Source organism: Microcoleus sp. POL10_C6 (assembly GCF_036701585.1).
GTDB lineage: Bacteria > Cyanobacteriota > Cyanobacteriia > Cyanobacteriales > Microcoleaceae > Microcoleus.
The window spans coordinates 99220-123314 of record NZ_JAUBRB010000008.1 but is presented as its reverse complement, the minus strand read 5'-3'; the positions used below and the strand labels follow the sequence as shown (position 1 = coordinate 123314).

The 24095-nt window shown below is 49.2% G+C and carries 12 protein-coding genes; 7 read left to right on the top strand and 5 right to left on the bottom strand.

Features of this window, described 5'->3' with window-relative positions; genetic code table 11:
- Positions 1–292: 292 nt before the first annotated feature.
- Positions 293–1591 (top strand): glutamate-1-semialdehyde 2,1-aminomutase, encoded by a 1299-nt coding sequence (gene hemL, locus QUA34_RS06850; RefSeq protein WP_333035451.1) that lies wholly within the window; start codon positions 293–295, stop codon positions 1589–1591.
- A 370-nt stretch (positions 1592–1961) separates the two neighbouring features.
- Here hemL and QUA34_RS06845 read toward each other — a convergent pair whose 3' ends face one another.
- Both QUA34_RS06845 and QUA34_RS06840 read right to left on the bottom strand, forming a co-directional pair.
- Complete coding sequence (locus tag QUA34_RS06845; RefSeq protein ID WP_333385145.1) at positions 1962–2363, bottom strand: biopolymer transporter ExbD; 402 nt, start codon at positions 2361–2363, stop codon at positions 1962–1964.
- Complete coding sequence (locus QUA34_RS06840) at positions 2347–3006, bottom strand: MotA/TolQ/ExbB proton channel family protein (RefSeq protein WP_333082117.1); 660 nt, start codon at positions 3004–3006, stop codon at positions 2347–2349. The genes QUA34_RS06845 and QUA34_RS06840 overlap by 17 nt, the downstream gene beginning before the upstream one ends.
- 62 nt (positions 3007–3068) lie before the next feature.
- Here QUA34_RS06840 and QUA34_RS06835 point away from each other — a divergent pair, with 62 nt between their 5' ends.
- The 4 genes from QUA34_RS06835 (at position 3069) to QUA34_RS06820 (ending at position 8985) form a co-directional block, all read left to right on the top strand.
- A complete protein-coding gene (locus QUA34_RS06835; RefSeq protein WP_333322883.1) occupies positions 3069–3287 on the top strand; it encodes a hypothetical protein in 219 nt (72 codons plus the stop codon).
- A 487-nt stretch (positions 3288–3774) separates the two neighbouring features.
- On the top strand, positions 3775–5253 hold the full coding sequence (locus QUA34_RS06830; RefSeq protein ID WP_333385141.1) for a TonB family protein: 1479 nt from the start codon (positions 3775–3777) through the stop codon (positions 5251–5253).
- Positions 5254–5355: 102 nt separating this feature from the next.
- Complete coding sequence (locus tag QUA34_RS06825; protein WP_333385138.1) at positions 5356–6429, top strand: hypothetical protein; 1074 nt, start codon at positions 5356–5358, stop codon at positions 6427–6429.
- Between the two features lie 516 nt (positions 6430–6945).
- Complete coding sequence (locus QUA34_RS06820; protein WP_333385135.1) at positions 6946–8985, top strand: acylase; 2040 nt, start codon at positions 6946–6948, stop codon at positions 8983–8985.
- Positions 8986–9009: 24 nt separating this feature from the next.
- Here the strand turns inward: QUA34_RS06820 and QUA34_RS06815 are convergent, their stop codons facing one another.
- From QUA34_RS06815 to QUA34_RS06805, 3 genes are all read right to left on the bottom strand, one after another.
- A complete protein-coding gene (locus tag QUA34_RS06815) occupies positions 9010–10296 on the bottom strand; it encodes an MFS transporter (protein WP_333385132.1) in 1287 nt (428 codons plus the stop codon).
- Between the two features lie 90 nt (positions 10297–10386).
- Positions 10387–11568, bottom strand: coding sequence for a PepSY-associated TM helix domain-containing protein (locus tag QUA34_RS06810; RefSeq protein ID WP_333385129.1), 1182 nt, complete (start codon positions 11566–11568; stop codon positions 10387–10389).
- A 263-nt stretch (positions 11569–11831) separates the two neighbouring features.
- Entirely contained in the window at positions 11832–14642 is a 2811-nt protein-coding gene (locus QUA34_RS06805; protein ID WP_333322893.1) for a TonB-dependent receptor domain-containing protein, read from the bottom strand.
- A gap of 126 nt (positions 14643–14768) precedes the next feature.
- On the opposite strand from QUA34_RS06805, the gene QUA34_RS06800 reads away from it, so the two are divergent.
- Entirely contained in the window at positions 14769–14909 is a 141-nt protein-coding gene (locus QUA34_RS06800) for a hypothetical protein (RefSeq protein WP_333322894.1), read from the top strand.
- 538 nt (positions 14910–15447) lie between these two features.
- On the top strand, positions 15448–24066 hold the full coding sequence (locus QUA34_RS06795; RefSeq protein WP_333385126.1) for an amino acid adenylation domain-containing protein: 8619 nt from the start codon (positions 15448–15450) through the stop codon (positions 24064–24066).
- The last annotated feature ends 29 nt before the right edge of the window (positions 24067–24095 follow it).

Here is a 24095-nt window from a genome sequence, read left to right as displayed (position 1 = left end):
TTAACCGCAGAGAACGCAGAGGAGGGAGAGGAAGAGAGAAGATTGAGCAACTGATGGCTAAATTGTCAAGAACTATTTTACAAAAAATTACATTTTAGGGCGCTTCCCTACGGGATAGCTTCGCTTCACGGTGCTAGTGCGACAAAGCCCGAAAAACCCAAGCTAGTATTGCTACTCATTCGTTTGTACCCTAAAATCTACTAGAATAGTTTCCTTGAATCGACCTAACCTTTATGTTGAACTGGCTATAAAATTATTCTACCAACAACAGACGTTCACTAAGGAGAAAACATTGGTTTCCACAACCTTGAAAACGACCAAATCAGAAGAAATTTTCGCTGCAGCCCAGAAGTTGATGCCAGGTGGCGTCAGTTCCCCCGTCCGCGCCTTCAAATCCGTAGGCGGACAGCCCATCGTCTTTGACAGGGTAAAAGGAGCTTACATTTGGGATGTTGACGAAAACCAATACATTGACTATGTAGGCACTTGGGGCCCAGCCATCTGTGGCCACGCCCACCCGGAAGTCATCAAAGCCTTGCACGAATCTTTAGAAAAAGGTACGAGTTTCGGCGCACCATCGCTGTTGGAAAACGTACTCGCGGAAATGGTCATCGATGCGGTTCCCAGCATTGAAATGGTGCGATTTGTCAACTCCGGCACCGAAGCCTGTATGGCCGTTTTGCGGCTGATGCGAGCTTTCACCGGACGCGATAAACTGATTAAATTTGAAGGCTGCTATCACGGACACGCCGATATGTTCTTGGTAAAAGCCGGTTCCGGCGTCGCAACTCTGGGCCTTCCCGACTCTCCGGGCGTCCCGAAATCCACTACTGCCAATACCCTCAACGCTCCCTACAATGACTTAGAAGCAGTCAAAGCTTTATTTGCCGAAAATCCCGGCGAGATAGCAGGCGTAATTCTCGAACCAGTGGTGGGGAATGCCGGTTTTATTACCCCGGATGCAGGTTTTCTCGAAGGTTTGCGGGAAATTACTAAGGATAACGGTGCTTTGTTAGTTTTTGATGAAGTAATGACCGGTTTCCGCATCGCCTACGGCGGAGCTCAGGAAAGATTCGGTGTCACCCCGGATTTGACGACTTTGGGTAAAGTTATCGGTGGCGGTTTGCCGGTGGGAGCTTACGGGGGAAGGCGGGATATTATGGGGATGGTGGCTCCTGCTGGCCCGATGTATCAAGCGGGTACGCTTTCGGGAAATCCTTTGGCGATGACTGCTGGGATTAAGACTTTGGAATTGCTACAAAAACCCGGCACTTACGAACAGTTGGATAAGATTACCAAAAAACTCTCTGACGGATTGCTAAAAATTGCTAAGGAAGCCGGACACGCGGTTTGGGGCGGGCAAATTAGCGGGATGTTTGGTTTGTTTTTTGCGGCTGGCCCGGTTCACAATTACGAGGATGCGAAGAAGTCGGATTTGACAAAGTTCAGTCGCTTTCACCGGGGAATGTTGGAGCACGGTATTTATCTTGCTCCTTCCCAGTTTGAGGCGGGATTTACTTCTTTGGCTCATACTGAGGAAGATATCGATCGAACTTTGGCTGCAGCGCGTGAAGTGATGGCAAGTATTTAACGTGTGTAGTAAGGATGTTTGTCCGTAAAACTCAGGAATAAATAATTAAAGTCCTTGCTGTTTGTTGGCAGTAAGGACTTTAATTCTTAACTAAGGACTTTAATTTTTAACGGCTTTATCAAATAATATCATTTCCGGTTACACTGCTTATGATGTTGACGGTTGACTGTTGACAGTGAACCGTCAACAGTCAACAGTGAACTCGAATTTACTATTCCGATGCTAACGGATTTGATATAAAGTCCTGAATCATACAGACTATGCAGGACTAGCTTTTAATTAGGCTTACAGGCTTTTTTCGTAAATTTTCACGGGGTAATTCCTGTTTAAGGGTGTGAGGACAATCAAAATTAGTAATTATAGGAACTCTCTACTTTGCGGTAGCAATCCCTAACTTAGCTCCCTTAATTCGGCGTAATCGATCCATAACTTCCACCACATTTCCGTGATTGACGCTTTTATCCGCATTCAGCACAATTAATGAGTTCTGATTTGACCCCATCGTCTGCCGCACCGTACTCTCAATCTGGTCTAAGTTGACTGACTTTTTATCAACCATTAATTTTCCATTAGGATCAATGGTGACGGTAATTTTAGAAGGCGAGTCCTGAACTTGAGAGGTTGCTGCTTTCGGTAAATTTACGGGCAGACCTTCGGATTTGGATAAAGACAAAGAGGAAACAATGAAAAACGTCAATATGGCGAAGGTTACATCAATCAGTGGCACGATGTTAATCTGGGCAATACTCTCAGGTTCATCGGGTAGGCGCATAATTAGATTCTCTTGGTAGTTTTTCGTAGTGGTGACGGTACAATAGCTCTAGCTGGCCTCCGGCTTCCTGAATAAAAGCAATCTGCTGTAAGTAAAACCCGCGAAACATATTGGCAAATAAGAGTGTAAAGATTGCCACCACTAACCCCATTGCCGTAGAAACGAGGGCTTCGCTAATCCCCCCGGTAACGCCCGCGGCATTGGTGCCTGCAGCATCTCCCAGTTTGAGGGAGTCAAAGGTGGTAATTAAGCCCAAAACTGTTCCGAGCAACCCAAATAGCGGGGAGAGGGTGATAATGGTGTCAAATATTGTATTGAATCGCTTCAAAACGGGGATTTCTGCCTGAGCTGCACTCTCTAAAACCAAACAAAATTCTTCGATGTTGGGCGAGTCTAATTCTAATGCTTCCAAAAAAATTCGGGCTAAGGGCAAATCAGCGTTTACTTGTAACTTTTTGATGGCGGAATCCGGGTTTTGAGTGTAAAGTTTTAGCACTTCCCGGACGACCCGCCGCTGTCGCCGATTCACTTTAAACCAAAAGACAAGACGCTCTAAAATCAGTGCGACTGCTGCGATTGACGAGGCAAGCAGCGGCCAAGAAACAATGCCCCCAGCGCGAAAAATGTAAATGAAATTATCCATTAGTTTGTATTCTCGTTAGCTGTGTTGAGTGATCGCAAGCTGCCTAATGGTGCAATTAGCCCGTGAGAAGGCTGGTAGAGTTTCTGCGTCAAGTCGGCACAAGTGATTCAGGCTGCGAATTGTTTCACTCAAGCGCGATCGCGATCGCGATCGCACAAACGCACTACCTGTATGTGACTATCTTCGTCTGTACCCAAAATGCTCCTAATGTGATCCCGACCGAGATCGCGACAGATTGTTCTGCCAGTGCTTCTTTGCTAAATATTTGCGTTAGGACTTGACAATAATCTTCAATAATTTAAAAGATTCTCAACTAGGTTTCCACAAAATTCAGGGTTTGTCAAGTCATGACCCACGTTTATACATAAAAATAACCTATCGACAAAGAAAACAAAATCAATTTTAGTTATTTACAAAATACATGAAAATCTTGAGAATGTGGAAATTTGTTGGTAGATTACGGGCTAGAGTATTGTATTTAAGGCATTTGTGAACCTTCCCCTAGCAGAATCAGAATATTGACAGCGCCCATAAGAGCAAGGTAGACGCCCCCAAAGGAAATGCTGATTGGTAGCGTCTAGTCGCTATCTCAAAATTAAATAATGAAAATTAATTGCAAGAGTCTTGAACAGGGTGACAGTCTTCTTATAGGATGGGTAGGTTCATCAGTGATAGCAAGCTCAACCAGCAGTTGGTAGCTTGTTTCGGGTTATGTCGGGGAGCCAGCGAGGACGTTGCCAACCCATCCATCAAGGAGAGTCATAAGGCATGAGTTTTTCAAATATTTCGGCGACGCAAAGACAACAACAAGAAGAAGCTCTCAAAAAAGTTCTGGCGATCAGTCTGTTAGCCTCAAGCTTCCTGCACGGTGTCGCGCTGCCGTTGAGCCTCAACTTGGTTAAACCTGCTGAATTTGCAGAGGAACCCATTGAAGTTGTTGTGCTTGATGAGCCCAAAGTAGAGGAAACCCAGCCAGAGCCGACTATTCCAGAAAAGGTATCTCCCCCACCTGAGACGTTCAAACCAGAACCGCCAGCAGAGCCAACTCCCCCAGAGGAGTCACCCGTAGCCGCAACGCCACCGCCGATTCCAGAGGAGTCACCCGTAGCGGTAACGCCACCGCCGATTCCAGAGGAGCCACCCGTAGCGGTAACGCCACCGCCGATTCCAGAGGAGCCACCCGTAGCGGTAACTCCACCGCCGATTCCAGAGGAGCCACCCGTAGCGGTAACGCCACCGCCAACTCCTATCGAGCCTTCCCCCGCACCTCAACAGGATTTAAAGTCCCCAGAAACTCCTAAAACCCCGATCGCCCAGGAACCCGAAACCCCTTCGCCCGATCCTCCAAAAAGCGAACCACCCGTTAGCGACTCCCGCCCCAAGGGTGCTGCGAGTCTCCCAGACTTTACAAAAGATGCTGGAAATCCCAACTCCTCCGACAGCCCTGAAAAAAATAACCCGCTCTCGTCATCTGCTTCGGCGGGTAGCGGGGAGCCTTCCTCACAGCCATTAAATCCTTCTTCCGGGCCATTGGCGCGATCGCCCGCGGCTGGCCCACCAGTCACAGCTACTAGGCCAGGAGGCAGTAGTAAATCTGGAAATGCGATCGGGGATCTCACAAACCCCTCCTCCTCTGATAGCCCCGGAGCAAGTGCGTCCAACTCACCATCCGGTGCCAGCGAAAATGGCAACATACCTTCCTCAGATCCATTTGCGACTGGTTCGGGGCGATCGCCCCGATCGCCTGCGGCTGGCTCACCAGTCACAGCTACCAGGCCAGGAGGTGGCGGAAATTCTGGAAATGCGATCGGAGATGTAGGAAACCTCCCCTCCTCTGGTAGCCCGGTTGGAAGTGCATCGAACTCATCACCCGGTGGGGGTGGAAATGGCGGCGGGGGTTCGTCAGGGCCATTTGGCAGCGGTTCCGGGCCAGTGCCGAAACCGACAAATCCAGGAAGAGGGAGGAGTCCTTCAGGCCCTTCCGGTCGGCTTCCCGACACTTGCATTAGCTGCGGTAGACCTGAATATCCGAGCGCAGCCAGAGAAGAAGGGCGGCAAGGCGAAGTGGAAGTCGTGTTTGACATTGACCCCAACGGTAAGCCATTCAACATCAAGATCTCGACTCCTAGCAAATACAACGACTTGAATAAGGCAGCGATTAAAGCAGTAGAAAAATGGAAACTTGCCTCATCAGAGAGTGGCATTCAAGGAGAAAGAGCATCCATTACCTTCCGGCTCACTGACTAGGGATTTTTTTGAGACTCTAGCAATTTGGCTGGGAATTCTATAGCACCGTCCAAGAAATAGCAAAGTTAAAAATTGAATTTTTTGTGAATTATGAATTTGGGAATGTCGTCAGCAATATTAAGTAAACTTCAGCGAGTGGGACTCGCTCTCTTACTTGGTTCCAACTTGGGAATGGCTTTGTTGTTTGCCAACCCTCACAGCGCAATGGCAGGAGTAATTACTTTACCCGATGGCGGACGTTGCGAGGGAGAATTGAGTGAGGGAAAACTCAGCGGGCCCGGCATTTGTCAATATGCCAACGGCGATCGCTACGAAGGCCAATTTCTCAACGGCAAACCTCACGGTCAAGGCATCTATACCTTTAAAGAAGAAGGTCGATACCAAGGAGAATTTGGGGATGGGGAATTCAACGGTAAAGGTGTCCGCGAATTTGCTAACGGCAACCGCTACGAAGGCACTTTTAAAAACGGTGAGTTCGACGGTACAGGCACTTTTACCTCAACTAACGGCATTCGTTACGAAGGCTCTTTTAGCAATGGTTCTCCCAGCGGTCGGGGGGCTTTTACGTTCAGTAATGGCACTCGGTGCGAAGGAGATATTAAAGAAGGAAAAATTAACGGCAAAGGCGTCTGTCAATATGCTAATAAGAACCGCTACGAAGGAGAGTTGCTGAATAATGTGCCTAACGGGCAGGGAATTTATACCTTTGCTGAAGGAGGTCGTTATGAGGGGCAATTTAGTGAAGGGCAGTTTCACGGTAAAGGGGTTCGCGAATATCAGAACGGCAACCGCTATGAAGGAGAGTTTGTGAAGGGCAACATTCAAGGTCAGGGGCTGTTTACTTTTAAAGAAGGGGGACGTTATCAAGGGCCGTTTGACAATGGAGAATTTAGTGGTGAAGGTGTCCGTGAGTTCGCCAATGGAGATAGCTATAAAGGCACTTTTGTCAAGGGTAAGATGAGCGGGAAAGGAGTTTACGTTTTTAAGAATGGCGATCGCTGCGAAGGCGAATTTACCGATGGTCAGTTCAACGGCAAAGGTACTTGCATTTACGCCAATGGCGATCGCTATCAAGGTGAATTCCTCAACGGTCAGAAACACGGGCAAGGTTCCTACATTTATGCAGATGGAACGAAAGTAGAAGGAAATTGGCAACAAGGTCAAATTAAAAAATAACCTTATAACCTATCTCGCCCTACTTGTTTCCCCCCCTCCTCACCAATGAAATTAATGCGCTTTAGGGCCGACACACAGGCGTTTTATAGCGCTTTTCAATTTGGTGAGGTTAGGGGAGGGCTTTTAATTTCACATCCTATTTACACAGGGTGTTTTTTCGGATTTTATGGAATTCTCGAAGAGGTGGTATTTTTTTAACCGCAGATGGACGCAGATGGACGCAGATAGGTTACGTTTTTGGGCATCGGATTGGGTATATAGCAATTCTAAATGAGTCGTAAAATTTTGACCCCGCCCCAACCCTCTCCTTATCAAGGGGAGGGAGTAAGAAATTCACAAATGATTTAGGATTTCTATAGTTTTCTCCCTTGTGCTCCATAAAAGGAATTTAAATCCTCGGCGTTTTGTTCATGCAGCTTGTTGAAAAGGCTGCAATGTCTCAGTTTAACCCTAGCCAATTAATTTCCAGTGTTTCTACAACTAAAAAAACAATGCCTGCGGATTGTCTCGTTATTGATGAGTTTTATTTTAGTTTTGCTTCTAAATAATGGGGTTCAATCCTCGCCTCAAACCGGCACTCAAATTCTTTGGGATACCTATGGAATTCCACATATTTACGGAGAAAATAGTAAAAGCCTTTTCTACGCTTTTGGGTGGGCGCAGATGCAAAGTCACGGTAATCTGATTTTGCGTCTTTATGGACAAGCTCGCGGGCAAGCTGCCGAGTTTTGGGGCGAAGATTATCTGGAATCCGATCGCTGGGTGCAAACTATGGGAATTCCTAATCGCGCTAATGCGTGGTATGAATCACAAAATCCCATTTTTCGCAACTATCTCGATGCTTTTGTTGGCGGAATGAATGCCTATGCAAAAGAACACCCAGAGGCGCTCACCCAAGAATTAAAGATAGCATTGCCTCTCAAACCGGTAGATGTATTGGCACACGCGCAACGTGTCATCAATTTTACTTTTATAGTCGAGCCAGAGCGCCTTGAAGAACTCGCTGAAAATGACACCCCCAAAGGCTCTAATGGTTGGGCGATCGCTCCTTCGCGCTCTGAAAGTGGCAATGCTATGCTATTGGCAAATCCTCACCTTCCTTGGTCGGATTTATATTTATGGTACGAAGCGCAACTGATTGGCCCAGAAATTAACGCTTACGGAGCGACTCTCGTCGGATTTCCTGTATTAACGATCGCCTTTAATGACAACTTGGGATGGACTCATACTGTCAACACTCACGATGGCTGGGATGCCTATGAATTGCCTCTCGCTAACGATGGTTATCGCTTCGATGGCGAAGTCCGAAAATTTGACAGAGAAGAGAAGGTTTTAAAAGTCAAAGAAAAGAATGGAAATTTGCGATCGGAATCTCTAGTCGTGCGGCGTTCTGTTCACGGGCCGATTATCACAGAAAAACAGGGCAAAGCGATCGCCCTGCGCGTTGTCGGGCTCGATAAATCCGCAGCCCTTCAGCAGTGGTGGGATATGGCACGATCCAAGAATTTTTCTGAATTTGAAGCTGCTTTAAAGCGCTTGGAAATTCCCATGTTTACCGTCATGTATGCCGATCGTGAGGGGCATATCATGCACTTGTTTAACGGTCAAGTCCCCATACGCAAAAAAGGAGATTTTAAATACTGGTCAGGCACGATCGCAGGCAATACCTCAGAGACTTTGTGGAGTAAAAATCATCCCTATGCGGATTTGCCGCGCGTTGTCGATCCGCCCAGCGGTTGGTTGCAAAATACCAACGATCCGCCTTGGACAACGACGTTTCCCAGCGCGATCGCACCCGATAATTATCCCGCCTACATGGCACCGCGCGGCCCGATGGATTTGCGATCGCAGCGATCGGCAAAAATGCTCTTAGAAGATGACAAAATCTCTTTCGATGAATTGATGCAATACAAACATTCTACTCAGGTAGAACTCGCCGATCGCCTCCTTGATGATTTAATTCCCGCCGCACGGCAAGGCAGTGAAAAAGCGCGCCGCGCTGCGGAAGTTCTCGCCACTTGGGATCGGAAAGTCGATGCTGACAGTCGCGGTGCGGTGCTGTTTGCCTTTTGGAAAAAAGCGATGGATGCCGATGAGTTATTCGCTAAACCTTGGAGCGAAGATGCGCCGCTAACGACGCCAGACGGGTTGGCAAATCCTGCGGAGGCGTTGCGGGTGCTGGAAGCGGCAGCAACCAAAGTTGAGGTAACTTATGGCGCGTTAGATGTGGCATGGGGGGAAGTCTTCCGATTGCCTGGGGTGGCGAATCTGCCTGCAAATGGAGCTGACGGTGCTTTGGGTGTATTTCGCTCAGTATGGTTCGCTCCTGGCAAGGACGATCGCTTTCAAGCGGTTGCCGGCGATTCTTTTGTCGCTGCGATTGAGTTCTCCAATCCGGTGAAAGCGATGGCGCTAAACAGTTACGGCAACGCCACTCAACCTGGTTCACCCCACGTCGGCGATCAGTTGCAGCTTTTTGCTCGCAAGGAATTGCGCCCTGTATGGCGATCGCGATCGGAAATTGAAGCTCACCTGAGTTCGCGCCAGAAACTTTGACACTCCTTTTACCTTTCTCGTCCTCTAGCCATCGCGCAACTGTCGGGAAGCATACCCACTGACTGCAACGAGGAATAAGCCCAGGGCGGAGATAGCGTATAACAAAGCCATGCCAGCACCGGCACCTGTCCCGATAATTGGGCCAAAAATAGCTGCTAAAAAACCTCCCGGTTGCATGGCGGGTTCAAAGACGCGATCGGCAAGTGGGCCTGCGATCAATAGACCGATCGCTGATGCCAATTGTACGATGACTGCTCTGGTAGCAAAAACGCGGCCCTGTACTTCTGGTGCGACTTTCGCCAACCAGATTGCCTCGTTGGAACTGCCGAGGATGGGGAAATTGAAAGACGAACAAAATTGAGCGGGAATCCAGATGGAAAGCGCCTGACCGAAAGCCAAGACTATTTTACTCAAGCCCGCGCCTGCCATGCCGAGCAGAAAGCCCCGGATTCGACGTTTGGGGCCGCCCCAAATACTGACGATTGATGCTCCTAAAACGCCGCCTGCGCCGGCGGCTGAAAGGATAGTACCGAGGATTCTGGCATTGTTGCCGGTGCGTGCCAGTATCATCGGTGAGTACAGGGCCGCGCCGATGTCGTGAGCGAACCAGAATAGCGAAAGGGACACCAGCAAGGCAAGTAGGTTGGGACGCTGGACGATGTAGCGGAATCCGAAGCTGAGTTCTTGCAACAGGTGGGGGCGAGTCGGCTGGGGATTGGAGGCGATATTGCTCCGCAACGCTGGCGCGATCGCGGGCTGTGGTATTTTGACACATACTAGCGTGGCGATCGCAATTGTAAAAGTTGCCAGGTCGATCGTAAAAATCCCGCTCAACCCGATCGCAGAATAGAGAATCCCCGCCAGCGTCGGAGCAATAATACTTGCGCCGTAATTTGCCAAAAAACTTAAACTGCTAGCGCGGCTGTAATGCTTTTCGGGCATCATTGTGGCGATCGCTGCTGAGTAAGCTAACTGCTGAAGTTGGTCAAAAATTCCGTTAATCGCAGCCGCTACATATATATGCCATATTTGCAGGTTTTGGCTGATATAAAGTAATAGGATAGTGAGCGTTAACAAAGCTGAAACCGCATCACCGATCCCCATCAAAAATTTTCGATTCCAGCGATCGACGAGAATGCCAGCAACCGGAGCAAGCAAGATGCGCGGCAATTGAGTAAAAAACATCAACAAAGCCAAAGCCGTCGCTTGACTGGTGGACTCCCAAATCCAAATAGTCAGCGCAAACGCGGACATAGCGCTGCCAATCATCGAAGCAGTTTGTCCCAGCCAGAGTTGAATAAATTTTTGCATTAAATAGGCGATTGATAGAATTTAAAATTCAGAGAATCGGGGCTTTTAGGCAGGAGAATGACACCCGCATCCAACCGCACGCCGCTCTCCTTAAAACCAAGGCCATTGCTGGCTAAGTGGAGATAATTCTTCATATTGCTGTCTCGCCTCCTTGCGGTAAAATTTTGCCAAGTGCCGCTGCCGCCACATTAGTACGCCCGTAACAAACAGTACAATCGCTGCTAATCCTGTGATCGCGTGTACAAGTCGCAAGTAAATTCCGCCATAGCTGCCAATATGTAGCGGATAAAGCGAGTTGAGAATTCGATTTGCTACAGAAGCTGAATTTACACTGTCAGCCTGCAATATTTTGCCACTATATTGGTCGAGATAAATGGTGCTAATCCCGTTTGGGTGCGGCTCATTGGGAAATTTTTTCCGTACTTTAAAAATGGCTTCAGGCTTCAAAGGCAGAGAAATAAAAGTGGTTGTAGCTTCCGGCCAAACGGTATTAACTTGGTGTAAGATTTCGTCAAGGTTTTGCCTCGAACTGCTAGAGTGGGGATGAGAAGTCAATGCTGGCTGTGGCTTTTCATTCGTTAGCCAATACAGAGCCGATTCAACCGGCGTGTAAAAAATTATCGCTGTCCCTGTAGCAGAGATTAGTATGATAAAAGCAACCGATACAATGCCCGAAACGTTATGTAAATCAAATACAGTCCGCTGCCAGTGAGCTTGCCAATTAATAGAAAATCCGCGAGCCAAATTGCGCCAACCCGTCCACAATACCAAGCCACTAAAAGTTAGTCCTAGCATTACTAGACCGCAAATACCGACAACAAGATGACCGAATTCTCCTCCCGCTAATTCCGCGTGTAACGTCAAAATTAAACCTGTAAAAGTTTGTTTACCTAAACGCGCACCCGTAATTTCTCCGCTGTAAGGATTGACATAAACCCTAACTGTTTCCTCATTCTTTGACAGCATCCAAACTTGGCAAACTTCCTTCGCTGATCGCGGCAGCAAGATACTAAGAGCTTGATTTTGCGGATAAGCTTTTTCGACAATTTGCAGGACATTTTCCAGCGGTATCTGTTCGGATTGAGGAATGACTTGCAGGAGTTGGGGATTGAAGAACCGCTCGATTTCGGGCCCGAAAACCAGCAAGCTACCCGTTAAAGCAATTACTGCTAGAAATATTCCTACCACTAACCCCAAATACAAGTGCAGTTTGAATGCGAGTTTGCGGAACTTCATCTCGAAATTTTTCTCAAAGCCGTTAACTGTTCTCATTAAGGTAAAACCGATAGTCCGACAGGGAATGAAATCCCTGTCTCAAAGCTAAAGTCCTCGCTATGAGGACTGAGAAAAACACTTCTCAACTCATTAATCCTCTTGAGAGGACTTTAGCTATTAGACAGGGGTTTCAACCCCTGGCGGACTAGCGTGTGGGCGCGAGGACTAGCGGACTAACAGCTTAAATTGACACCAATGGGTTCTTGGAGTGTCCCTACGGGGATATTGAATCTACCTCATAAACCTGCAATCTGCTGTAATTACCAGTTAAGGCGGTAATTAACACTGAGAGTCAAACCTCTGCCTGCATAATTAGAGCTGTCCGATTCAAATCCAGCGGAGTATTGCGAGATCACGGGAAAATATTGATTATTCAATAAATTCTCGACTTTGACTTCTAGCAGCCCAGAGCCAATTTTAACCGCGCTGATGTAATCCAGTGTGAGATAGCTGCTAATCGGGCCGCCATCCGAGCCGTCTTTGAATGCCCGATCGCGATTTCCAGAATATAATAACTGTAACCGATTGTTCCATCCCGGCAAAGTTTCGTTTTGAACATAAGCTGTTAGCTTGAGTGGTGGAATTCGGCTGCTATCGAGGGCGAGGTAACTGTTTTCGTCCTCATATTCGCCTTGAATATAAGTAGCAGTCCCGCCGAGCGACCATGCTTGTGCAGGTTGCCAATCCACAGTTCCTTCTAAGCCATAAATGCGTTCTGGGGAGCGCTGTAGTTCCAGGCGGCCTGTGTTACCAACTGGTGTAAAACGGACTCCTAGATCGGAGGTATTGTAAAAAGCGGCAAGCGACATTTGCACGGATTGCCACCCTCCTCGAATGCCAATTTCGTAGCTGTTGACTTTTTGCGGTTGAGTTACTTCTAACGAAGATTCAATTCCGACAAAATCGTCGGGGGGTTGGCGGAGGATGCGGCCGAAATCTGGAACTGAGAAACCTTGAGAAAAGTTGCCAAATATGTTGAAGTTGTCAGTAATTTTATAGACAGCCCCTGTATTAAATAGGGTGGCGTTAAATTTGCGATCGCCTCCTTCGATCTGGCGCTCATTAAAAGTGGTATAATCATTGACGTTTAACCCGAGGCGTTCGTGACGTATCCCACCACTTAGAATGAGGATATCGTCAATATTCCATTCCATTTGACCGAAAAAGCCAAGGCTGTTGAAAGTGTAAGGAGGGACGAAAGGACGCTCGGAGATTTTCCGGTAAACCCGGCCGCCACTTGCGTCAAATCTCTCCGGGTCGTACAGGTCGAAACGCTGTCTGCTATCTTCAGTAACATAGTCAGATCCCCAAGTTAATCGAAGATTTTCGGCACGCGATAAAGGAGTGTTGATCGCAAGCCTTCCTCCTATTTGTTCGGTGTTGGTGCGCGAACGAGTAACGCCGACAAACGGCCCAAAGAAATCGGACGTGCGGTAATCTGAAGGAACACCTACATTGGAATGCGTTCGATAGTAAATTTGACTTTGAAGGCTGCTGCCAAAAAGGTTTTGGTTGGTGTAACTTAAGTTGAGCTGTGTATTCCTATTTCCCGGTGTTACCCCGTCAATATCCAAATTTCCGGTTCGGATGGCGCGGGCTTTTTGCCGTCCTTCCTGTTCGTCAACACTAAAGTCGGGAATTACATTGGGATCTTGAGTTTCCCGATAGTGATTGACAGTTAGTTGCAGCCGCTGTTGGGTGTCCAAATCTACCCCGACTTTGCCCATCACGTTGAAGAGGGTGCTGCTATCTCCGCCGAGTTCAAAAAAGGGAATACGATCGCCTTTGGCATCGTAAAAAGCTCCACTTCTGGCGAGCGACACAGTGCCCGTCATATCGAAATTGCCACTTCGGCCAGAAATTGTCTGCTGAGCGTTAAAGCCTAAAGCATCTCTTGTGTTTGTTAAAGCGCTACTGACGCCCACTTCAGTAACACCAGTTAGCCTTTCCTCAGTTGGCCGACGAGTAATAATATTAACCACGCCACCTGTAGCCTGAGCGCCGTAGATTGCGGTAGACCCCCGCACTACTTCAATACGTTCGATCGCACTGGGATCGATGTTTCTAAAATCCCTGACAAAAGATTGAAGATTGGTCGTTTGCGGCACGCCGTCAATCAGAACGGAAACGTTGCGACCCCGCAAAGTTTGACCATAAGTGCTCGTAGTTTGAGTCGGCGGCGCGAAACCGGGAACCTGATTTGCCAGAGCTTCCCCGACATTTCTCGATGCCCCTGTGTCCCGCTGAAGTTCTTCTGAGTCTATCACCGTTATAGAGCGCGGCACGTTTGACACTCTTTCTGAGGTTCGTGTTGCAGTGACGACGATTTCAATCGGGTCTCTCCCCGGCTGTGGTGTCCCAGGTGGCTGCGCTGTCGGCGGCAAGGGTTCTCCGGGTGTCCCAGGTGGCTGCGCTGTAGGCGGTAAGGGTTCTCCGGGCGTTCCTGGCGGCTGCGCTGTAGGCGGTAAGGGTTCTCCGGGTGTCCCAGGTGGCTGCGCTGTAGGCGGTAAGGGTTCTCCGGGTGTCCCAGGTGGCTGCGCTGTAGGCGGTAAGGGTTCTCCGGGTATCTCTACCTGCTGCCCGGTCGGTGGCAAGGGTTCTCCGGGTGTCCCAGGTGGCTGTGTTGTAGGAGCCGGTGCAGGCGGGCGAGCAGTCATCTGCGAGGTGGGTTTTAAGCTGAGAATCAGACCTGCAGCGTTAGGAATCACCCGTGCCACTGGTTGACCCCTCTCGCCAATGACTCTGATTCGGATGCTGTTGTTATCTAAAGGAGTAACGGTGACAGAAGCAATTCCCGCAGCCGGTTTGTCTTGACGAAACTCATTTCCCCCCGGTAGTCGCAGTTGAGCGGTGATGGCATCAATTTGTAAAGTTTCGCCAAAGGTGGTGGTGAAGACTTGCAGGGGTCTTCCATCTTCAGTGTCTAGGATGATTTCAATGCCTTCTGACGTGGGGTTGAGGCGAACGCCCGTCACTTGCGCGATGTTGGAAGCGCACGCCGACTGAGCGACTACCGCCGACACGACTCCTGCCAGCCCAAGGCTACTTAGTAATTTCTGCGATCTGTTCATTACTCTTAAATCAACAATTAATGGAACTTCGGATATGTGGTTTGCGTTGCTTGCACAACATGATTTGTGGCAGCGTTACTGCTCTTGTGTGCCTCTTGAAACTGACGTGCAGAAGATCCGGCCCAGTTGTCGGGCGCAGTTCGATCCGATTCTCCCGTCGCTAGTGGCATTTGTCTGGGAATACAGCAGGCGCGTGAGGGCGAACTCCTCAGTCCGGTGGCGCTCTGGACGATCGCCCACGGTTGGCACCTTCCTCGGTTAAAGTAAGTAGTCGCTGGACGCTTAATGAGAAAGTGCCTTAATTAGATAACAGAGCACTTGCATCTGTCAAGAGTTAACTAATGAAAAATTATTGCATCTCATGATAGGGGGTCTCACCCCTCTATTTCCTTGGACACCACTTGCGTAGTATGGTTTATTGTCAGGGCTAGACAAACGACCGCCTAAAATGCTATGGCAAAAGTTAAAAAATATTGTCATATAGGCAATGAGAGGAGTCAATAAATTCTCTCAACTACTCTTGACAATAAATATCATCTAGCCTACTATGCTTAAAGTCGATAGCCGTAAAGCCCCTGAAGCTGATATCGAAGCTGGCGCGGACTGAAATCGCCCCGGAGCCATTGCCGAACAGCGCGATCGACAACAAAACGTGAAAACAAGCGCTCATACCCGAATTGAAGACTCAAACGCGCTGATGGGAGACTCGTAACGCCCGACAACTGTTCACAGAACGTCTATGTGGAAAGAATTGGGCGGAACTGGTTGGCGTACTGCAAACAAGATTTATAGGTAAAAAGAATCGATGAGTGACGCAAGCATTAAGGGAAACCAACTCACCGAAAGTTGTACCAATTTAGTAGAACTTCTAAAAAACAGAGCATTACACCAACCAGAGCAGAAATATACTTTTCTGTTAGACGGAAAAACTGAAACCGCCAGTTTGACTTATCGAGAGTTAGATGCGATCGCCCGATCGCACGCCACGCGACTTCAGACATTGGGAGTCACTGGCGAACGAGCGTTACTGCTTTTCCCGCCAGGATTGGACTATCTCGCCGCCTTTTTTGGATGTTTGTACGCCAAAGTGATCGCAGTTCCCCTCTATCCGCCGAAGCTGAAACGGAATTTAGCGAAAATTAGTGCGATCGCCAAAGATGCAGGAGCAACACTTGCGATCGCACCCGCGCGACACTTGGAAAATTTAGAGCAGCTATGCGATCAAGCGCCAGAACTCAAAGCGATGCGCTGGCTGACAGCAGAGGCGCTTGCCGATGACGGCGAAAAGTGGCAGCAGCCACCCATCCATCCCAACGAAGTGGCTTATCTTCAGTACACCTCCGGCTCAACCTCCACCCCCAAAGGCGTAATGGTGAGCCACGCCAACGTTTTGTACAACATCGAATACATTCACCGAGGCTTTGATCACGATGCCGAAAGCGTTGCCGTAACGTGGCTTCCCCCCTTTCACGACATGGGGTTAATAGACGGATTGCTCAAACCTTTGTATCTGGGAATTCCCTCTTACTTCATGCCACCAGCGGCGTTTATTCAGAACCCAATGTGCTGGTTGGAAGCGATTTCGCGCTACAAAGCTACCCACAGCGGCGGGCCAAATTTTGCTTACGACTTGTGTGCTAGCAAAATCAGCAAAATGTTGGGCAATGGCGAAAAAATGCTCGACTTGAGTAGTTGGCGCGTCGCCTATAACGGCGCAGAACCCATCCACAAAGAAACCCTAGAGAGATTTACCCAAGCTTTTGAACCCTGCGGTTTTCACGCGGATGCCTTTTGTCCTGCTTACGGAATGGCAGAAACCACGCTAAAAATTGCCACGGTTTGCAGCGGAATAACACCGACTTTCTTACCTGTTGACGCGGGGGCGCTGGAAAATAATCACATTGTAGAAGTTTTGGAAGGCGATCGTGGCGCGAGAACTTTAGTCGGCTGCGGTTTCCCTGAATTTGGCACTAAAGTTGCGATCGTCAATCCCGAATCTCTGACGCAATGCCAGCCGCAGGAAGTCGGAGAAATTTGGGTAGCTGGCGAAACAGTGACGCGAGGCTATTGGAATCGCCCAGAAGAGACAGAAAAAACCTTTCAAGCATATCTTTCAGATACCAGCGAAGGGCCATTTTTGCGAACTGGAGATTTAGGCTTTTTACGAGACGGAGAACTGTTTATTACAGGGCGACTCAAAGATTTGATTATCATCCGAGGTCGCAATCTTTACCCCCAAGATATAGAAAGAACGGCAGAGCAAAGTTACCCCACTTTACGGTTGGGGGCTAACGCAGCATTTTCCGTAAAAATTGCCGACACTGAACAACTCGTTATTGTCCAAGAAATAGAATCTCGCAAAACACCGACCAATAGCGAGGAAATTATCAGCGCCATCCGCGATCGCATTGCGATCGAATATGAAGTACAAGCCTATGGAGTAGTGCTGATTAAGCCGGGAAGCATTCCGAAAACTACCAGTGGTAAAATTCAACGTCGCGCCGCCTGTGCTGACTTTCTAGCTGACAAATTGGAAGTTGTCGTCAGTAGCATTTTAGAGTTAGCTGATTCGGTGGAAATCGAGAATCGCCTCACGCGAGAAAATCTGCTGACAGCCGAGTTAGCCGAACAGCAGGCACAGTTAGAAACCTATTTGCGACAGCAGGTAGCGAGGGTGCTGAAAGTCAGCATTTCTCAAATCCAATCAGCACAGGGTTTTAGTAACTTGGGTTTGGATTCATTGGCGGTCTTTGAATTTAAAAATCAGATCGAAACCGATCTAAAAATAGCTTTATCAATAGAAGACTTATTCCAGGAATTAAGCCTTGCTCAACTGGCTGAAAAAATTTTAGAAAAATTGGCAGAAGCGCCGAAAATAGCGTCTATTCAGGCAGTTTCTCGCCTACAAAACATCCCCCTGTCTTTTGCTCAAGAGCGCTTATGGTTCTTTGACCAATTGGAACCAGGAAACCCCTTTTATAACCTCTGCGGTGCAGTTCGGATCACAGGACAACTTAATGCAGAAGCACTCAGGCAAAGTATTGAGAAAATTATCGAGCGACACGAGATTTTGAGAACTGCGTTTGCCGCTGTGGAAGGGCAACCGATACAGGTTGTCGCTGCTGCGGGCGATTTCCAAATGCCGCTGATAGATTTGAGCGATCGCTCTCCAGACGATCGCCAGGCCGAGGTGCAAAGGCTGTCTGCGGAAGAAGCGCGAGCTCCCTTTGACTTGGGGCAAAGCTCTCTGCTGCGCGCCAAACTGCTGCGCCTGGGCGAAACAGAACACGTCTTACTTCTAACCGTGCATCATATCATTTTTGATGGTTGGTCCCTAGGCGTATTTCTCCGGGAGTTGGCAGAATTTTATCAAGCTTTTTCTAGCGATCGTTTACCCTTGCTTTCCCCGCTGCCAATTCAATACGCCGACTTTGCCACATGGCAGCGCCAGCAGTTGCAAGGAGAAATATTAGAGACGCAACTGGCTTACTGGAAGCAGCAGTTAAGCGGCAGCTTGCCGATTCTAAATTTACCAACAGACTTTCCTCGCCCCGCCGTTCAAACGTTCCAAGGTGCGAGACAAACTTGGGAGTTGCCCAAAGATTTGAGCTTGGCGCTGGGCCAATTGGGCCAGCAAGAAAAAGCCACCCTATTTATGACATTGCTGGCAGCTTTCAAGACGCTGCTTTATCGCTACACGGGGCAGACAGATATTTTAGTTGGCTCTCCCATCGCCAGCCGCAATCTCCGCGATATTGAATCATTAATTGGATTTTTTGTCAATACTTTAGTGCTGCGGTCTGACTTAAATGGAAATCCGACTTTTCGAGAGTTGCTAAGGAGCGTGCGAGAGGTGGCATTAGGCGCTTACGCGCATCAAGATGTACCGATTGAGAAGCTGGTCGAGGAGTTGCAGCCAGAGCGAGATTTGAGCTACTCGCCACTGTTTCAAGTGGGGTTTGCCTTGCAAAACGGCTTGACGCAGACTCTAGAATTGCCAGGGCTGACATTAAATTCCCATGAAATTGATACCGGAACCGCTAATTTCGACTTGATGCTATTTCTGGAAGAAACTGAGCGGGGGTTGATAGCGACGTGGGAGTACAGCACCAACCTGTTCCAACCCAGCACGATCGCGCGGATGCACGGGCATTTTCAGATTTTGCTGGAAGGAATTATCGGCAATGCCGACACGCGCATTTCAGAGTTGCCATTGTTGAGCGATCGCGATCGGCATCAACTCCTAATCGAGTGGAATAATACGCAAGTCGATTATCCAAAAGATTCCACCATTCACCAATTATTTGAAGCGCAGGTCGATCGAAATTCCGATGCAATTGCAGTCGTATTTGAAGACCAAAAACTTACCTACCGCGAACTGAATGAACGAGCAAATCAAGTCGCGCACTACCTGCAAAAACTCGGTGTAAAAGCTGAAGTCCGCGTCGGAATTTATGTCGATCGCTCCATAGAAATGGTGGTGGGATTGCTGGGAATTATTAAGGCTGGCGGCGCTTATGTTCCGCTCGATCCGGCGTATTCAAGTGAACGCTTGAGCTTCATGCTGGAGGATGCCAATGTTCAAGTGCTGCTGACGCAGTCGCATTTAGATCCGGAGATTCGCGATCGGGCGCTGAGTGCAGTTTTCCTTGATTCAGACTGGGAAAACATCGCGCAAGAAAGCAAAGAAAATTGTTTGAGCGATGTAACGCCCGATTGTCTTGCTTATGTAATCTATACGTCAGGTTCGACAGGGAAACCCAAGGGCGTTCAAGTCAACCATCGCAGCGCCGTTCATCTTTTTGCAGCCACTTACCCCGTATTTAATTTTAGCGAGCGCGACGCTTGGACTGTTTTTCATTCTTACGCTTTCGACTTCTCAGTATGGGAAATTTGGGGAGCGCTTGTTCACGGCGGAAAGCTGGTTATCGTCCCTCTAGAAGTGACTCAATCGCCCTCCGCTTTTTACCAATTGCTATGCTCCGAGCAAGTTACCATTCTCAATCAAACTCCTTCAGCAATTCGCCAACTGATTGACGCTCAAAAAACAGCAGATAGCGAGCCAAAATGGAGCCTGCGCCTAATTATGTGTGGCGGAGAAGCTTTGCCTGCAGAACTCGCTTCTGAGTTGCTTGAGTGGAACGTCCCCCTTTGGAACTTTTACGGCCCCACAGAAGCTACTGTCTGGACAGCTATCCATCCGATAAAATCCGTTGAATCAAAGCGCGGTTCGATCCCGATTGGTCGCCCTCTTCCTAACACCCAGCTCTACATTCTGGACGAAAATTTGCAGCCGGTTCCTGTAGGCGTTTTGGGCCAACTTTATATCGGCGGCGCTGGCTTATCCAGAGGCTATTTGAACCTACCCGAACTAACTGCCCAAAAGTTTATTGCCAATCCCTTCTGTGAGGAAATTGAGGCGCGGTTGTACAACACAGGAGATGTTGCCCGCTACCTGCCAAATGGAACGGTTGAATTTGTAGGCCGCAGCGACAATCAAGTCAAAATTCGCGGTTTCCGAATTGAACTGGGCGAGATTGAAGCGGTACTGAGCCAGCATCCAGAAGTGCGGGAAAGTGTAGTGTTGCTTGGGGAGGATAATTCAGGCGAAAACCGCTTGGTGGCTTATATCGTTTCTAGCTCAGAATTCAGCACTGGGCAGCCATCTTTAATTAGCAAACTGCGTGGCTTTCTCAAAGAAAAGCTGCCACAATACATGATTCCTTCAGCCTTCGTGCTGCTAGAGGCTCTGCCTTTAACATCTAATGGAAAAATCGATCGGCGATCGCTCAGAGGGCTCGATGTAGAAAGATCGGAATTAAACGCAACTTCTGCACCTCGCACTCGGGAAGAACAGTTACTCGCTGAAATTTGGAGTCAGGTTCTCGGCGTCAAACAAATAGGAATTGGCGACAATTTCTTTGAGTTGGGAGGACATTCCCTGCTAGCAACCCAACTGATTGCTAAAGTCCGAGAAATGTTTCAGGTAGAGTTGCCACTACGCAGTTTGTTTCAGTCACCGACGGTGGAAAGTTTGGCAGAAGCGATCGCCATTGCTAAAGCGCAGCAGGCGATCGAACCCCGCGCCCTTGTGCAACTGCCTGCAATCGTCCCCGATCCTCAAAATCGCTACGAACCATTTCCGCTCAATGAAATGCAGCAGGCTTACTGGATCGGGAGAAATAGCTTTTTTGAAATGGGGAATGTCGCTATTCACGGCTATGTAGAAATTGAAGGCGACGATATAGATTTAGAGCGGTTTAGCCTGGCGTGGCAGCGAGTGGTGGAACGCCACGATATGCTGCGCGCGATCGTCCATCCAGACGGGCAACAGCAAATTTTAGAAACAGTGCCAGCTTATGCAATTCCAGTATTAGATTTGCGCGGACAAAGCCCAGAGGCGGTGAATTCCCAACTCGAAGCAATTCGCGAATCCCTGTCTCACCAAGTGCTGCCGCTCGATCGCTGGCCGCTTTTCGAGATTCGCGCCTCGCTTATACGCGATCGCCGCATCCGCTTGCACGTCAGCATTGACGCCTTGTGCATTGACGGTTGGAGCTATCAAATTCTCTTCGGAGATTTGGTGAGGTTTTACCGCAATCCCAACGCAGCGATTCCCTACGGGATAGCTCCGCTTCACGCGCCTTTGCAACTGTCATTCCGCGACTACGTTTTAGCTGCGATCGCGCTCCAAGATTCCTCATTTTTCCAGCAATCTTTAGAGTATTGGAAAAATCGCCTCGCCACTCTGCCGCCAGCGCCCGAACTCCCCTTAGCCAAGCATCCGAGTTCCCTGACACAGCCTCGCTTCAAGCGCTGGAGCGCTCAGTTAGAGCCGGAAACCTGGAAAAAACTTAAAGCCAGAGCCGCGCGATCGGCGCTTTCTCCGACAGGCGTTTTGCTGGCTGCTTATGCCGAAGTTCTTAGCCTGTGGAGCAAAAGCCCTCGGTTTACCCTCAACGTGCCGCGCTTCAATCGCCTTTTACTGCACCCGCAAGTCAACGACATTATCGGCGAGTTTGCCTCGTTTACTTTGCTGGAGGTAGACAACTCGCGCCGAGAAAGTTTTGAAGTGCGGGCGAAACGCCTGACTCAGCAGCTTTGGCACGATTTAGAGCACCAGTACGTCAGCGGCGTGCGCGTTTTGCGAGAATTGGCGCAACTGCACCGGATGACATCGGCGGCACCGATGCCAGTGGTATTCACGACTAATCCGCAGAATAACGCCGGACAAAGCGATTCTTCCATACTGGGCGCGATCGCAGAAATCGGAGAGGTTGTTTACGTCGTCGGTCAAACTCCCCAAGTTTGGATAGACAATCAGTACAGCGAAGCTGGCGGCACTCTATTCTTGAACTGGGATGCGGTGGAAGAACTCTTCCCCCAAGGGCTAATCGACGATATGTTTGACGCCTACTGCCGCCTGTTGCAACGCCTCGCAAGCTCGGAGTCAGCTTGGCAAGAAGAGGCGCAGTTGCAGCAGCAACCAGTCGCTAAGGGCATCGAAGCAGCCATTCCCGATGTATTGCTGCACGAGTTGTTTGCTCAGAAAGTCGCCTCGCGATCGCAGCAATCCGCCGTGATTACTTCAACGCGCACCCTCACCTACGAGGAACTATATCTGCGATCGAATCAAGTAGCTCACCGATTGCGGAAGCTGGGAGCTCGCCCTAACCAGTTGGTTGCCGTCGTCATGGAAAAAGGATGGGAGCAAATCGTCGCTGTGCTGGGCATTCTCGCATCCGGCGCCGCTTATTTGCCCGTAGATGCGGCGCTGCCAAAAGAGCGGCTGTGGTATTTGCTGGAAAATGGCGAAGTTGAGATTGTTTTGACGCAATCTCAGTTAAATCAGCGCCTGGAATGGCCGGAAAATGTGCGGCGAATTTGTCTCGATAACGACGAATTGGCTGCCGAAAGCAGCGAAGCTTTAGAGGCGGTGCAGGAACCGGAAGATTTAGCTTATGTGATTTATACTTCCGGCTCAACAGGCTTGCCGAAAGGCGTGGCGATCGCGCATCGCGGTGCAGTCAATGCGATCGCTCAGACCAACCAAGTGTTTAATGTGGCCGAGTGCGATCGCGCGATCGCAGTCACCGCACTGCACCACGATATGTCGGTTTACGATATCTTCGGCATCCTAGCGGCCGGGGGAGCGATCGTCATTCCCGATGCCGCACAACGGCTAGACCCCGCTCACTGGGCTCAATTGATGGTAAAAGAGCGCGTCACTATTTGGAACTCGGTTCCGCCGATGATGGAAATGCTGCTCGATTACGCTGGCGCACGTTCTGAGGTGTTGCCGGAGTGCTTGCGCTGGGCGTTTCTCGGCGGAGACTGGATACCGATAACGCTGCCTGAGAGGTTAAGGGCGATCGTCAAAGAATGTCGCGTTGTCAGTGTCGGCGGGCCAACCGAAACTACTCTTTGGAATATCTGGTATCCGGTAGAAACTGTTGATTCTTCTTGGAACAGCATTCCCTACGGATCGCCGATCGCCAATACACGCTATTACATTTTGAATCAAAGGCTGGAAGACTGTCCCGTCTGGGTTGCCGGCGAGATGTGCTGTGCCGGAGTGGGACTGACAAAAGGATACTGGCGGAATGAAGAAAAAACTCGCGCCAGCTTCGTCACGCACCCCGTCACGGGCGAACGCTTGTACCGAACGGGAGATTTAGGGCGCTTCCTCCCTGACGGCAACATCGAATTTTTAGGGCGAGAAGACTTCCGCATCAAAATTCGCGGATACCGCATCGAGGCGGGAGAAATTGAAGCCGCTTTGAACCAGCACCAGGCAGTGCGATCGTGTGTAGTAACGGCATTCGGGGAAGATCGCAGTCAGAAACGGTTAATAGCGTATGTGGTTCCCCAACAAAATGCAGCGCCAGAAACTTGCGAATTGCGGCAATTTCTCAGCCAAAAGCTGCCCGAATATATGCTGCCGTCTGCCTTTGTCATGCTAGAGGCGCTGCCGCTATCTGCCAATGGAAAAGTAGACCGCAAAGCTCTTCCCGCACCGGATGCTGCCTTCCTTCCGAAAACCTTTGTCGCGCCTAACACCCCGGTTGAAAAAGTTCTCACAGGCATCTGGGCTGAAATACTCGGAGTGGAAAAAATCGGCATTCACGACAACTTTTTTATCGATTTAGGAGGGCACTCCCTACTAGCAACGCAAATCATCTCAGCCGTGCGCGACACCTTCGGGGTAGATGTCCCCCTGCGCTCCTTCTTCGAGTCGCCTACGGCATCCGAGCAAGCCGCTGCCCTGGTGGAAAATCCCGCGCAGCGAGAGAACGTTGAAAATACCGCTCAATTGCTGCTGAGTCTTGCGGAACTTTCCGATGAAGAAGTAGAGCGAATGCTAGCCGAGAAAACTTCTCTCCCCGATCGGGAATTGGCGATCGCCTCTCCATCTACTTATTAATTCCAGCAGTCTAGTCAAAATTAATCAGG

What these genes read in the sequence shown, in the direction of transcription:
- QUA34_RS06805 (WP_333322893.1), bottom strand. Translation starts at nt 14,642, where the DNA reads ATGAACAGATCGCAGAAATTACTAAGTAGCCTTGGGCTGGCAGGAGTC.
- QUA34_RS06820 (WP_333385135.1), top strand. Translation starts at nt 6,946, where the DNA reads ATGAGTTTTATTTTAGTTTTGCTTCTAAATAATGGGGTTCAATCCTCG.
- QUA34_RS06840 (WP_333082117.1), bottom strand. Translation starts at nt 3,006, where the DNA reads ATGGATAATTTCATTTACATTTTTCGCGCTGGGGGCATTGTTTCTTGG.
- QUA34_RS06795 (WP_333385126.1), top strand. Translation starts at nt 15,448, where the DNA reads ATGAGTGACGCAAGCATTAAGGGAAACCAACTCACCGAAAGTTGTACC.
- QUA34_RS06810 (WP_333385129.1), bottom strand. Translation starts at nt 11,568, where the DNA reads ATGAGAACAGTTAACGGCTTTGAGAAAAATTTCGAGATGAAGTTCCGC.
- QUA34_RS06845 (WP_333385145.1), bottom strand. Translation starts at nt 2,363, where the DNA reads ATGCGCCTACCCGATGAACCTGAGAGTATTGCCCAGATTAACATCGTG.
- QUA34_RS06830 (WP_333385141.1), top strand. Translation starts at nt 3,775, where the DNA reads ATGAGTTTTTCAAATATTTCGGCGACGCAAAGACAACAACAAGAAGAA.
- QUA34_RS06815 (WP_333385132.1), bottom strand. Translation starts at nt 10,296, where the DNA reads ATGCAAAAATTTATTCAACTCTGGCTGGGACAAACTGCTTCGATGATT.
- QUA34_RS06825 (WP_333385138.1), top strand. Translation starts at nt 5,356, where the DNA reads ATGTCGTCAGCAATATTAAGTAAACTTCAGCGAGTGGGACTCGCTCTC.